Here is a 14,531-nt window from a genome sequence, read left to right as displayed (position 1 = left end):
CTGTATGGGTCTTTTTTTATTTTCATTTTAAAGGTCAGACATCATACGTATAACTTAAAACCTCGAGATTAACTTCTCTATTTATTACAAAGTAACAACATCTGAAAGGAGCAAATTTTGTGCAATATGTGATGAGTATCATCGGCATTCTTGCCGTATTGGGAATTTGTTTTGCTTTTTCCACCAACAGAGCAAAAGTTAATTTCCGCGCTATTATTATTATGCTTGCTTTCCAAATTTTAATTGGTTGGTTTGTATTTGGAACAAAAATTGGTCAGCAAATCATTGTTTTCATTGGTAAAGTCTTTAATAAATTGATTCAACTTGGTACTACAGGTGTAGACTTTTTATTTAACGGAATTCATAAAGATTTTGTCTTTTTCTTCAATGTATTGTTAATTATCATCTTTTTCTCCGCACTACTTTCTGTTTTTAGTTATCTTGGCGTTTTACCTTTCATCGTGCGCGTTGCTGGCGGTGCGATTTCGAAAATTACCGGCCTGCCGCGTGTGGAATCGTTCCACGCTGTGAACTCCGTCTTCTTTGGATCAAGTGAAGCGTTACTTGTTATTAAAAATGACCTGCAGCATTTTAATGCAAATCGTTTGTTTATCATTTGCTGCTCGGCAATGAGCTCTGTATCTGCTTCTGTCACAGCATCTTATGTAATGATGTTAGATACAAAATACGTATTAGTGGCCCTGCCGCTGAACTTATTCTCTAGTCTAATCGTTTGTTCACTATTAACACCAGTTGATACGGCGCAAGAAGATGAAAAACTGCAGAAGTTCGATAAAAATCTGTTTGGCAGTAGCTTAATCGACGCGTTGATTAACGGTGCATTAGACGGTTTAAAAGTAGCCGGAATTGTTGCGGCATTAATGATTGCTTTTATCGGTGTAATGGAAGTTGTAAACTTCGTGATTTCTTATGCATCAGGCGCACTTGGTCATAAAATTACACTACAACAAATTTTCGGTTACATTCTTTCACCGTTTGCATTCTTAATGGGAATTCCAGCACACGATGTTATTTCTGCCGGTGGTATTATGGGGACAAAAATTGCATTAAACGAATTCGTTGCGATTCTAGATTTAAAGAAAATCATGACTACATTATCCCCGCGTACAGTTGGGATTGTTACAGTATTCTTAATCAGCTTTGCAAGCATTAGTCAAATCGGCGCAATTGTCGGTACAATTCGTGCCCTATCTGAAAAACAAGGGCGCATTGTATCACGCTTTGGATGGAAGCTCCTTTGTGCTTCGACGCTAGCTTCTATTTTATCTGCAACAATTGCAGGGTTATTCATTTAACTATGCAGGCAGCTCCCTATTTAAAATAGGGAGCTGCTTTTTGTTTTCTTCACAAAAATTTTACATATTGCTCATAGGCTAATAAAATATAGTATTTTTTCCTTAATTAACCAAAAAGGATATTTCCCTCTATATATGAGAGTGATATGATTAACAAGGGTATAATACACAATAGAAGGATGGATATAATGAAAAAATACGCACTAATGGCTTTACTTTCTTCTACCATTCTCACAGGTTGCAACACTAGTGTAACTAGTGATAAACAGAAAAAAGATGCAGCCGCTGAGAAACAAGTGGAACCGAAAAAAGTTGAAGCGAAAACAGTTGATGTTCCCTTAACACAAGGGAATATAACATGGGAGCCTTTTGCACCTGATGCAAAAAGCACTGTGCTCTATATGAACCATTTAAAAGATGCGTTTACAGAAATACAATACCACGTTTGGCGCACTGCTGATGGCCCTGAAAGCAAACAAACATTTTCATCAAAGGAAAAAGAACGTAATTTTGCTTTCCCATTCCACTTAAAGGCTTTCAATTTGAAACGCGGGGAATATCAAATTGAAACAACAGGATTAAAAGAAGATGGCACACAAGTACCTCTTGCTAAATCTACAATTACCTTTCAACAATCTGTACCAATTCTAATGTATCATGCAATTGAAAAATACTCTGGACCAGGTGACGGCGAGTTAGGTTTGTATGTACCGCCAGCACAGTTCAAATCACATATGAAATATTTAAAAGATAACGGGTATACAATGCTGACATTTGAACGTTGGAACGATATAAATCGAGTCAATAAACCTATCTTTATAACGTTAGATGACGGACGAAAAAATAATATGAATGCCCTTCATATTTTACAAAGTTTAAAAGATGACAAATTCCAGCCAGCAGCGACAGAGTTTGTCGTTGCCAATGATATTGATGCACCAAATCGTCTTTCAAAAGATGAGATTAAACAGATGGTAGATTCCGGTATTTTCTCTATACAATCGCACACATCTACTCATGCGATGATGGCTTATTCAAACAATTACGATGAAGAATTACGCGTTTCAAAAGAGAAAATTGAAAGTCTTACTGGTCAGAAAATAATTGCTCTCGCGTATCCAGTAGGCTCTTATAACGATCAAGCTGTTGCAGAAACAAAAAAATATTACGAGTTTGCAGTAACAACAGATCATGGCAATCATATGACAAAAGGTTTACCGAACGAACAATATTTAATTAAACGCCATTTTGTCGGACCTAACACATCAATGGCGCAATTTACAGCATTGGTAAGAGAGCGCAATTAGTTATATAAAGTGAAACTTCCATCAGAGGGGGTTTTCTTCATCCCCTCTGATGGTTAGTTGAACCAATCGGGCTTTTACGGGCAGTTATCCCCCACCTATCTTCTTCAGACTCCTCATAATCTTGAGGTGGGGGTCTTACTGCCCGTTAATGCGGGATAAATGCAAATTGGAAAACCGACATAAAAACCCCTTTCTTTTTGAGTGGGCGAGAGCAAGTGCAAATTATGTTTTGCTGTGCATAGCAGCGACTTATATGCGGAAAAATTAAAATGGATTTACATATTTTAAGGCTGTTTTATTAACAAAGCAGCCTCTTCTTATACAATTTGACTAAAGGATGCTTATTATATGAAAAAATACATTTCTACCATACTACTCTCTACTCTGTTCATCTCTGGTTGTAGTCATGTAACTCAACTAGATCCCAAAAAAGAAGTACACGCTGCTGAGCAGCAAACAGATAAGAAAACAGAAGAGAAAGTGCAGCCACAAGGAACTATTTCATGGAATCCGATTACATACGAATCAAAAAATACAGTTGTATACACGAAAGATGTAAAAGCGCCAATTACAGAAGTACAATATAAAATTTGGCGCACTGCTGACGGAAAAGAGAGTGCAAAAACATTTTCTTCTAAAGAAAAAGAGAACCATTTTTCTTTACCGTTTGATGTAAAAGAATTTGAAGGAAAGCGCGGCGAGTATCAAATTGAAGCAATCAGTGTAAAAGAAGATGGGAAAACCATTCCACTTGCAACATCAGCAATTGTATTCCAGCAATATGCACCAATTCTAATGTATCATGCGATTGATGATTATAAAGAGGGCAATGGTCTGAAAGATCTGTTTGTATCTCCTGCCAACTTTGAAGCACAAATGCAATATTTGAAAGACAACGGCTATACATTGTTAACCTTTGAACGCTGGAGTGACATTAACAAAGTCAACAAACCAGTTTTTGTTACATTTGATGATGGTATGAAAAATAATATGAATGCCTTTCATATTTTACAAAAGCTTAAAGATGATAAGTTCAAGCCAACCGCGACAGAATATATAATTGTCAATTCCATCGATACAGAAGGCTCAATATCTACAGCAGATATAAAAGAGATGATTGATTCCGGCATTTTTTCTGTTCAATCTCATACAACAACACATGCCGATTTGCCGAAAATTACAAACTATGAAGAAGAACTAAAGGGTTCGAAGGAAAAACTCGAAAAGATTACTGGCAAACCCGTTATCGCTATTGCTTATCCATTTGGCCATGTAAATGACCATGTTGTTGCTGAAACAAAAAAATATTACCAATTTGCGACAACAACAAAACCTGGTCAATTTATTGAAAAAGGCGAGCCAGATGAATTGTTACGTATAAAACGTGTCCGTATTCATAACTCAACAACTGTGGAACAGTTTGGGCTGGCAATCAAATAAGAAAATAGAACTCGATTCCAATCGGGTTCTATTTATATTTTCAGAATCTTCATGTATTATGTACATAAGAACTATTTACGCAAAGGAGAATATATATGTCATTTGAACAAACGTTAGAAAAGTATGCTGCTCTAGCAGTAAATGTCGGAGTAAATATTCAACCGGGACAAACATTAAATATTGGTGCACCGATTGAAGCTGCTCCATTTGTTCGTCTTGTTACAAAGAAAGCTTATGAGTCAGGTGCAAAGCATGTGTATGTCGATTGGGTTGATGAAAATTTAACACGTTTAAAATTCGACTTAGCACCAGAGGAAGCATTTTCTGAATTCCCTGCTTGGAAAGCGCATGCACGTGAAGAACTAGCAAAAGAAGGAGCAGCATTTTTATCCATTTACGCAGAGAACCCTGATTTATTAAAAGGTGTAGATCCAAAGCGTATTGCTAGCGCAAATAGAGCAGCTGGAGAAGCAATGAAAACAGTTCGCGAATATATGATGACTGATAAAGTAAGCTGGTGCGTTATTTCTGTTCCAACAACAGAATGGGCAGCAAAAGTGTTCCCTGATGTACCAGAAGAAGAACAAGTAGCAAAATTATGGGATGCAATTTTCCAAGCAACTCGTGCTGATTTAGAAAATCCTGTTCAAGCTTGGAACGAACATAATAGTAACTTACATACGAAAGTAGGCAATTTAAACGACAAACACTATAAAGCACTATACTATAAAGGACCAGGAACAGATCTAACAATCGAACTTCCTGAAAAACATTTATGGGTGGGTGCTGGCAGCATTAACGAAAAGAATGTACCATTCATGGCAAACATTCCAACAGAAGAAGTATTTACAATGCCATTAAAAACAGGCGTAAACGGCTATGTAACAAGTAAAAAACCATTAGTTTATGCTGGAAATGTTATCGATAACTTTACGCTTACATTTGAAAATGGTCGCATTGTGGACTTCAAAGCTGAAGTTGGTGAAGAAACATTAAAACATTTAATCGAATCAGATGAAGGCTCTCATTTCTTAGGAGAAGTTGCATTAGTACCGCACGACTCACCTATTTCTAATACAAATATTTTGTTCTACAATACATTATTTGATGAAAATGCATCTTGCCATTTAGCAATTGGTAATGCCTATGCTTTTAACTTAGACGGCGGTAAAACGATGTCAAAAGAAGAGCTAGCAGAAAATGGTGCAAACTCTAGTATTACACACGTAGACTTTATGATTGGTTCTGCTGAACTAGATATCGACGGTATTACAGCAGATGATACACATGAACCAATCTTCCGAAAAGGAAACTGGGCGTTTTAATAAATATAATAAAAAGACTCACATCAACGTTTTCGTTGATGTGAGTCTTTTTTATCCCGCTACTTTTGGGCAGTAAGAGCCGGATTGGTTCAACTAACCATCAGTGGGGATGAGTCTCCCCACTGATGGTATTTTCACCTTATAGACCTAATGAAATATATTTAATTTCTAAGTACTCTTCAATTCCAAAGTAACCACCTTCACGGCCGATACCACTTTCTTTAAATCCACCGAATGGAGCTTGTGCAACAGATGGAAGACCGTCATTTAAACCAATAATTCCGTATTCTAATGCTTCGCTAATTTGAAATGCTTGGCTAATATTTGTTGTAAATACATATGCTGCTAAGCCGTATGGTGTGTTATTTGCACGCTCAATTACCTCTTCAGCTGTTTTAAATTTCGCAACAGGGGCAACCGGTCCAAATGTTTCTTCTGTCATACATAGCATATCATCATGTGCTTCGCCAATTACAGTTGGTTGAACAAAATGGCCATTTAATTCTACAATCTTTTGTCCGCCATTCAGTACCTTTCCACCCTTTTGAATCGCATCTTCTATATGTTCTTGTACTTTTTCAACAGCTGACTGATCAATAAGTGGTCCAACAGTTGTACCTGCTGCAAAACCGTCCCCTACCTTTAGTTCTCCTACAGCTGCTTGGAATTTCTCTACGAAGTTTTCATACACATCTTCTTGAACAAACACTCTATTCGTACAAATGCACGTTTGACCAGCATTACGGAATTTCGAACCGATTACTGCTTCTACAGCTTTATCTAAATCTGCATCATTCATTACAATAAACGGTGCATGACCACCTAATTCTAATGAAACTTTTTTCACTGTTTCAGCTGCACCGCGCATCAATTCTTTTCCAATTTCTGTTGACCCAGTAAAGGATACTTTTCTTACGCGTCCATCATTCATCCACGTATCAGCAATTGCTTTCGCACTTCCTGTTACGATATTTATGACACCTTTTGGAATTTCTGCTTCATGTGCAAGTTCAGCTAATTTTAATGCTGTTAATGGTGTTTGGCTTGCTGGTTTTACGACCGCCGTACATCCTGCTGCTAATGCAGGTGCCACTTTTCTTGTAATCATCGCTGCTGGAAAGTTCCATGGCGTAATTGCTGCAATTACACCAACAGGCTGTTTCGATACAAGGATACGTTTATTCGGATGAGAAGCAGGAATCATGTCTCCATATACACGCTTCCCTTCTTCTGCATACCATTCTACAAAGCTATTCGCATAGTTTACTTCACCAAGCGCTTCTGCGAATGGTTTTCCTTGTTCCTTTGTCATAATAGCTGCAATTTCTTCTTTATGATCATCAATTAACGTGAACCACTTTTTCAATTTGTTCGCACGCTCGGCTGCCGTTAGCTTTGACCAAGTCTTAAACGCTTCATGTGCAGCATCTACCGCTTGCTTTGCTTCAGTTACTCCACCTTTTGGAACAGTAGCAAATACTTCTTGTGTAGCCGGGTTGTTAATTTCAATTTGTTCATGCAAATGAACAAATTCCCCATTAATATACATCGCTTTCTTATCTAAATTGATAGCCATTGTTTTTTTATCCAACCTTTTCATCCTCCTTTATATTTACTGTACCAAATGCAATGGTACTTTTTTAAATTCCTTCTTCTCCTCCAACGAGAAGCTCTTCTCCAATAAACTTTTTGATTTTTCTAGTTGCTGCAGACTGACTAATTTTTAAAGTCTCTGCTACTTTATAACTTGATTGATGTGCTTTATATGCTTTCAAAATAATATTGCGCTCTACTTCCTCTAACATTTCATACAAACTTTTTCCGGATTGTTCGATTGTAGAATTTTGCATAGATAATGGTAAGTCTTCCAATGTAACAAGCTCATCTGCAGTAATAACAACACGTTCCATCACATTTTCTATTTCTCGGTTATTTCCTTCCCAAGGATATTCTAAAAATGCTTGTAGTACATGCGGAGATAGCTTCACATTACGCCCATACTTCTCATTAAAATGCTGCAGGTAATAATAGACTAGTGGTAAAATATCTTCTTGTCTCTCACGTAAAGGAGGGATATAAATCGGAATCACATTAAGGCGGTAATATAAATCCTTGCGAAACGTCCCCTGTTTCACCATTTCTTTCAAATTTCTATTCGTTGCGGCTACAATGCGCACATCTACTTTCTTTAATTCTCTGCCTCCTACTGGGCGGAATGTTTTTTCCTGTAATACTTGTAAAAGTTTCGCTTGAATTTCAAGAGGCATTTCTCCAATTTCATCTAAAAAGAGTGTCCCTTTATGAGCCAGTTCTAAAATGCCTTTTTTCCCTTCACGATGCGCACCTGTAAAAGAACCACTTGCATATCCAAACAGTTCAGATTCAATTAAATTTGTTGGCAAAGCGGCGCAATTGATTTCATAAAACATTTCATTTTTACGATGGCTAAGTTCATGTAAATGGCGTACTAATCTACTTTTTCCAACCCCTGTTTCTCCTAAAACAAGAACCGTGCTATCTACTACAGATACTTTTTTTATCGTTTCAACTATCCTCTGCATAGCTGCACTTTTAAAAATAAGCCCTTCATGCTCATATGTTTCTCGTAATTCTTTTTTATACGTTTTTAATTGATCCGTCATTGCCTCTACCTTTTTTCGCAATTGATAGAGCTCTGTTAAATCACGTGAGTAGCTAATGACCCTTCTTAAATTACCGTGATCATCGAAAACTGGCCGTGTTCGAACATGTAAATATTCTCCTGACTTTGTTGTCTGCACTAATTCAATCGGCTTCTCTTTTTCGATGACTTCAAGTGTTGCAGACGGATAAAAAATCCCTTCCTTTTGTAACTCTTTTACACTCTTACCAACCAATTTCTCCGCCGGTAACTGGTAATGTCTTTCGCACATGCTGTTGACACGAACAACAATACCTTTCTCATCTGTTACAAAAATCTCATCAAATGCATGTTCAAATACATCTTTTAAATCCATAAATACTCGTTCCTTTTCCGCCACCATTCCAGTCACTCCCTGAAGTTTAAATATTTTCAAAGTTTTATAACCCTGCTATGATAAAGAGCATTTGAAATATCACAGATTGACGGTTCATCTTAGAGAATAAATGATATTCAAACACGTCCAATTTATATATAATACTTTGTCATTATTATATAACAGGGAGAACCGGAACAGTTGCAAACAAGTTTTTAAAATGAATATTTTACAGGAAACTCAATACGCTTTTAGCTTATACGTGTGCTTTATCTACTTTTCCATAACAAGCTTGAAGCGATTCTTCAAGAATGTTAAGCCCTTCTTCAAGTTGCTCATCTGTAATAACAAGCGGCATTAAAACGCGAACGACATTTCCATATGCGCCTGCCGTTAATAGCAATAAACCTCTCTTATTTGTTTCTGCAGTAAGATTTGCAGCTAACGTTTTATCTGGCTCTTTCGTTACTTTATCTTTCACTAATTCGAAGGCACACATTGCTCCTAACCCACGAACATCACCAATGCATTCATATTTTTCAGCCATTTGTTGAAAACGATCCATTACTTCTTTTCCAATATGCACAGCACGTTCATTTAAATTTTCTTTCTCCATTACTTCAAGAACAGCTAATGCAGCGCTGCATCCTAATGGACTTCCAGCATACGTTCCGCCTAATTCACCAGGTGCAGCCTCATTCATTACTTCTTTTCGGCCAATTACACCACTGATTGGTACACCCGCTCCTAGCGATTTAGATACAGTAATTAAATCTGGTACTACATCGTAATGGTCAATAGCAAAATATTTACCCGTACGGCCAAATCCTGTTTGAATTTCATCAGCAACAAACAAAATGCCATGTTCAGCACATAAACGATGTACTTCTTTTACAAACTTTTTACCTGGAACGATAAAGCCGCCTTCTCCTTGTACAGGCTCCATCACAACAGCTGCAATACTTTCTGGTGCAACCTCTGTGATTAAAAAGTTTTTAAACTCTTCAATGATAAAATCTTCATATTGTTCTTCTGTTAATCCAGCTGGACGACGATATTCGTAAGGGAACGGAGCTTTATAAACCTCTGGTGCAAACGGACCAAATCCATGCTTATACGGCTTTACTTTACTTGTCATTGTCATCGTCATTAATGTACGGCCGTGGAACCCTTTTGTAAATGCAATAATCCCTGTTCGTTTCGTATACTTACGAGCAATTTTCACTGCATTTTCAACAGCTTCAGCTCCGCTGTTTAAAAACAATACTTGTTTATCAAAAGCACCTGGCGCTATCGCAGCTAGTTTTTCTGCCAATTCAATATACGATTCATACATCATTACGTTAAAACCTGTATGGATATATTGATCGATTTGCTTATGAAGAGCCTCTGTAACAGTCGGGTGACAATGTCCGACGTTGATTGTACCAATTGCCCCAGCAAAGTCGATAAATTGATTTCCATCCACATCTGTAACAAGCGCTCCATGAGCCGATTGTACAAATGTTTGAATTCCATTGCTTACTCCTCTTGGTACGATATTTTGGCGGCGTTCAAATAATGAAGCTGCTTTTGAACCCGGAATATTTTGATTAACCTTAGCAAAATTTGTTTTCATTGTATATTCCACCTCTTTTAATGATTTGCTTTTTATATTGCAAAATGTGTGCCAATTTTCAAACACACTGTACTCCTATATTTTTATAAATTTTGACTCAAAAAATAAGTCCTTAAAGACTCAAAGAGAGTCTTTAAGGACTTATTCAAAAGATTTCTATCCATTCTCATATTTCAGTCGCAGGAATGGATGGGACATGCTGATAAAAAATATATGCAAAAATACAACAAAAGTACAACGAACTATCAATTTACATTCTTTACAAAAAAACTACCTTTTACAAGGTAGTTTCTTTTTGCTCTGGAACAAATAATTCTAAACAGTGATATATATTTTCAAACTCCATCGGTGCATCACCGCCGTACTCACCGTCTAAATTAATCATTAATTTTTCTGTTGAATGTACTTTAATTCGATTTGCTTGTGTATATAACACCTTCGGATTATTTATATGCTCACCGCGCTGCGCTTGTGTTGCTGCTTTAATTAAATCCGCAATAGATCCTTTTTTCAAAATTAACAAATCAAACAAACCGTCATTAATAGATGCATACGGTGCTACTTTTTCAAAGCCGCCGACAGATCTTGTATTGGTAATTAAAAACATTGTAATTTCTTCTTGCAGCATTTTTCCATCATATTCAATTTCTACATATGTCGGATGCAAAGATGGTAACATTTCAATACCTTTTAAATAATATGCAAGTTGCCCAAGTACTGTTTTTAATTTACTTGGCACTTCATATGTTAATTCTGTAATACGGCCACCGCCAGCAATATTAATAAAGTATGTATCATTTGCTCTTCCAAGATCAAGAGGTACCGTTTGACCAGCACAAATGATATCAGCAGCTTCTTCGATTGAGCGAGGTACACCAATCGCTCGAGCAAAGTCATTTGTCGTTCCAACTGGGATAATCCCAAACTTCGGAAGATGCTCATTTCCAACTAACCCATTCACAACTTCATTTAACGTACCATCGCCGCCTGCTGCAATAACAACATCAAACTTACGCTCTGCCGCTTGCCTCGCTGCCACAGTCGCATCTCCAGGGCCTGTCGTCGCATGACATGACGCTTCATACCCTGCTTTCTCTAATTTTTGTAGTACTTCTGGCAAGCTCTTCTTAAATAACTCACGACCAGAAGTTGGATTATAAATAATTCTTGCACGTTTCATATAACATTAGCACAGGAAAACCCTCATTCATCAAAAAGGGAAAGGAGTAGCCGCCAAGCATTTGCTTAGCATTCCTATGCATACCCTCCTCTCAATTCTACATATACTTCCTTCAACATAACAAACAATATAATTTCATTGTTAACACTAAATTAACATTTATTTCATATCATGAAAAAAATCTCTCTAGATTTAGATTTATCATTATTACAATCTTTTTGCAACTATCATATCATACTTAACTTCAGGCATTTTCCTTATATTTGTCAGTTAATCAAACGTTTGTTTAAACGAAATACCATTTAAACAAACGTTTGATTAACCCAGAAAAACACCCATATTTGGGTGTTTTTCTGTTTAATCTTCGTTGTTGCTTTCTCGCTTCAGCGGCTTCGCGGTTTCTCATCCTAAGCGAAACGCCTCCACTTCTCGTGCTTATCGCTTGTTAATCTCTTCAAGTAAGATTTTATTAACAAGCGGCGGATTTGCTTGTCCTTTTGTTGCTTTCATAATTTGACCAACTAAGAAACCAATTGCACGGTCTTTACCGTTTTTGAAGTCTTCAATAGACTGTTCGTTATTATCAAGAATTTCTGTTACGACCTTACGAAGTGCTCCTTCGTCAGAAATTTGAACAAGACCTTTTGCTTTTACGATTTCTTCTGGGTCTCCACCTTTTTCAATTAACTCGTTAAATACTTTTTTCGCAATTTTAGACGAAATTGTACCTTTTTCAATTAATTGAATCATTTTAGATAAACCAGCTGGTGTTAGTGCTACATCTTGTAATTCTTTTTGTTGTTTGTTTAAGTATGCTAGTACTTCACCCATTAACCAGTTTGATGTTAATTTCGCGTCTGCACCATCTGCAACTGTTGCTTCGAAGAAATCAGACATCTCTTTCGTTAATGTTAATACGTGTGCATCATAAGCTGGTAAGCCAAGCTCTTCAACATAACGTACTTTACGAGCATCTGGAAGTTCAGGAATAGAAGCACGCACTCGTTCTTTCCACTCATCATCGATGTAAAGTTCAACTAAATCTGGCTCTGGGAAGTAACGGTAATCGTCAGATCCTTCTTTCACACGCATTAAGATTGTTTTCTTCGTTGCTTCATCATAACGACGTGTTTCTTGTTGGATGATCCCACCAGATAATAGTTCTTTTTCTTGACGTGTCTGTTCAAACTCAAGACCTTTTTGTACGTAAGTGAAAGAGTTTAAGTTTTTCAGTTCTGCTTTTGTACCGAATTTTTCTTGTCCAACTGGACGAAGAGAAATGTTCGCATCACAGCGAAGAGAACCCTCTTCCATCTTACAATCAGATACGCCTGTATATTGAATGATTGATTTTAGCTTTTCTAAGTAAGCATACGCTTCTTCTGGTGTACGCATATCTGGCTCAGATACGATTTCGATTAACGGCATACCTTGGCGGTTGTAGTCTACTAATGAATAACCTTCGCTTGTATGCGTTGATTTCCCTGCATCTTCTTCTAAATGAAGACGTGTAATACCGATGCGTTTCTTTTTGCCGTCTACTTCGATTTCAATCCAACCATTTTCCCCAATTGGTTTATCATATTGAGAGATTTGGTACGCTTTCGGGTTATCTGGATAGAAATAGTTTTTACGGTCAAATTTTGTTTCTGTTGCGATTTCACAGTTTAATGCCATTGCAGCTTTCATTGCAAAGTTAACTGCTTCTTTATTTAGAGTTGGAAGCACCCCAGGATACCCTAAGTCAATTACACTTGTTTGTGTATTTGGATCCGCTCCGAATTCTGTTGGACTCGCAGAGAAAATTTTCGAATTTGTTTTTAACTCAACGTGAACCTCTAAACCGATAATTGTTTCAAAATTCATCTATGCTCGCCTCCTTACAGACTTGCTTTTTTTGTATGATAATCTGTTGCTTGCTCGAACGCATGTGCAACGCGATAAATTGTTGCTTCATCGAAGTGTTTACCAATAATTTGCAGTCCAAGTGGCATGTTGTTTGCGCCGAATCCACATGGAACAGAAATTGCTGGAACACCTGCTAAGTTTACTGGAATTGTTAAAATGTCGTTTGCATACATTGTCATTGGATCATCGATTTTTTCGCCTACTTTAAACGCTGGAGTTGGCGTTGTTGGTCCGATAATAACATCATAGTTTGCAAATACATTTTCAAAGTCATTTTTAATTAATGTACGTACTTGTTGTGCTTTTTTGTAATATGCATCATAGTAACCCGAGCTAAGTGCGAATGTACCAAGCATAATACGACGTTTTACTTCGTCACCAAAGCCTTCGCTACGTGTATTCTTATACAGGTCCATTAAGTTATTCACATTATCAGAACGAACGCCGTAACGTACGCCATCAAAACGTGAAAGGTTAGCAGACGCTTCAGAAGAAGAAATTAAGTAGTATGTTGCTAGTGCATATTTAGAGTGTGGAAGCGATACTTCTTCCCAAGTCGCGCCCATACCTTCTAACACTTTTAAAGCAGCTAATACTGACTCACGAGCCTCTTCTCCAACACCTTCACCTAAGTATTCTTTTGGCACAGCGATGCGTAAACCTTTTACGTCGCCTGTTAAACCAGCTAAGTAATTGCCAACTTCAATGTTTGCAGAAGTTGTATCCATACGGTCAACACCTGAAATAGCTTGAAGTAAGTATGCATTGTCTTCTACTGTACGTGTAATCGGTCCAATTTGGTCAAGTGAAGATGCAAACGCAACTAAACCGAAGCGAGATACACGACCATATGTTGGTTTTAAACCAACAACACCGCAATATGCAGCCGGTTGACGGATAGATCCACCTGTATCAGATCCTAAAGAGAATAATACTTCTCCTGCAGCCACAGCTGCTGCTGAACCACCGCTAGATCCGCCTGGTACGTAATCTAAGTTCCAAGGGTTTTTCGTAGCGTAGAATCCAGAGTTCTCGTTAGAAGATCCCATCGCAAACTCGTCCATGTTTAATTTACCGATTGTAATTGTGTCAGCAGCGTTTAGCTTTTGCACAACTGTTGCATCGTAAATTGGGTCAAAGTTTGCTAAGATTTTACTCGCACACGTTGTGCGAAGACCTTTTGTTACGATGTTATCTTTCACACCGATTGGCATACCAAATAGTAACCCATTATCTTCAGCGCCTAATTTCGCATCCAATTCTTTCGCTTTTGCACGTGCATTTTCTTCATCTAATGTAAGAAACGCTTGTACATTATTTTCAACATCCGCAATACGTTTGTAAGATTCATCTACTAAATCCGTAACGGAAATTTCTTTGCTTTGTAATTTCTTATGTAACTCTGATACAGAATGATCAAATAATGACATCGAAATTCCCC

10 protein-coding genes are annotated in these 14,531 nt (G+C 37.4%); 4 read left to right on the top strand and 6 right to left on the bottom strand.

The features are described from left to right. Positions 1-119: 119 nt before the first annotated feature. The 4 genes from NKR74_RS01740 (at position 120) to NKR74_RS01725 (ending at position 5,388) form a co-directional block, all read left to right on the top strand. Complete coding sequence (locus tag NKR74_RS01740; protein ID WP_253628446.1) at positions 120-1,316, top strand: NupC/NupG family nucleoside CNT transporter; 1,197 nt, start codon at positions 120-122, stop codon at positions 1,314-1,316. 188 nt (positions 1,317-1,504) lie between these two features. Continuing rightward, entirely contained in the window at positions 1,505-2,623 is a 1,119-nt protein-coding gene (locus NKR74_RS01735) for a polysaccharide deacetylase family protein (RefSeq protein ID WP_253628445.1), read from the top strand. Positions 2,624-2,971: 348 nt separating this feature from the next. Further along, positions 2,972-4,063, top strand: coding sequence for a polysaccharide deacetylase family protein (locus NKR74_RS01730; protein WP_253628444.1), 1,092 nt, complete (start codon positions 2,972-2,974; stop codon positions 4,061-4,063). A 95-nt stretch (positions 4,064-4,158) separates the two neighbouring features. Further along, positions 4,159-5,388 (top strand): aminopeptidase, encoded by a 1,230-nt coding sequence (locus tag NKR74_RS01725; RefSeq protein ID WP_253628443.1) that lies wholly within the window; start codon positions 4,159-4,161, stop codon positions 5,386-5,388. A 139-nt stretch (positions 5,389-5,527) separates the two neighbouring features. On the opposite strand, the gene NKR74_RS01720 is transcribed toward NKR74_RS01725, so the two are convergent. The 6 genes from NKR74_RS01720 to gatA form a co-directional block, all read right to left on the bottom strand. Then, complete coding sequence (locus NKR74_RS01720; protein ID WP_375337684.1) at positions 5,528-6,937, bottom strand: NAD-dependent succinate-semialdehyde dehydrogenase; 1,410 nt, start codon at positions 6,935-6,937, stop codon at positions 5,528-5,530. Between the two features lie 91 nt (positions 6,938-7,028). Next, positions 7,029-8,411, bottom strand: coding sequence for a sigma-54 interaction domain-containing protein (locus NKR74_RS01715; RefSeq protein WP_098309169.1), 1,383 nt, complete (start codon positions 8,409-8,411; stop codon positions 7,029-7,031). A 229-nt stretch (positions 8,412-8,640) separates the two neighbouring features. Next, a complete protein-coding gene (gene gabT / locus NKR74_RS01710) occupies positions 8,641-10,002 on the bottom strand; it encodes a 4-aminobutyrate--2-oxoglutarate transaminase (RefSeq protein WP_253628441.1) in 1,362 nt (453 codons plus the stop codon). A gap of 277 nt (positions 10,003-10,279) precedes the next feature. After that, complete coding sequence (locus NKR74_RS01705; protein WP_098309171.1) at positions 10,280-11,182, bottom strand: diacylglycerol kinase; 903 nt, start codon at positions 11,180-11,182, stop codon at positions 10,280-10,282. A 435-nt stretch (positions 11,183-11,617) separates the two neighbouring features. Further along, positions 11,618-13,048 (bottom strand): Asp-tRNA(Asn)/Glu-tRNA(Gln) amidotransferase subunit GatB, encoded by a 1,431-nt coding sequence (gatB, locus tag NKR74_RS01700; protein WP_098309172.1) that lies wholly within the window; start codon positions 13,046-13,048, stop codon positions 11,618-11,620. A gap of 14 nt (positions 13,049-13,062) precedes the next feature. Then, positions 13,063-14,520 (bottom strand): Asp-tRNA(Asn)/Glu-tRNA(Gln) amidotransferase subunit GatA, encoded by a 1,458-nt coding sequence (gene gatA, locus NKR74_RS01695; RefSeq protein WP_253628440.1) that lies wholly within the window; start codon positions 14,518-14,520, stop codon positions 13,063-13,065. Between the last annotated feature and the right edge of the window lie 11 nt (positions 14,521-14,531).

It is taken from the genome of Bacillus sp. 3103sda1 (assembly GCF_024159135.1).
In the GTDB taxonomy this organism is placed as follows: Bacteria; Bacillota; Bacilli; order Bacillales; family Bacillaceae_G; genus Bacillus_A; species Bacillus_A rhizoplanae.
Note: the sequence above shows the minus strand (reverse complement) of the source record. Positions and strands in the feature narration are given on the sequence as shown.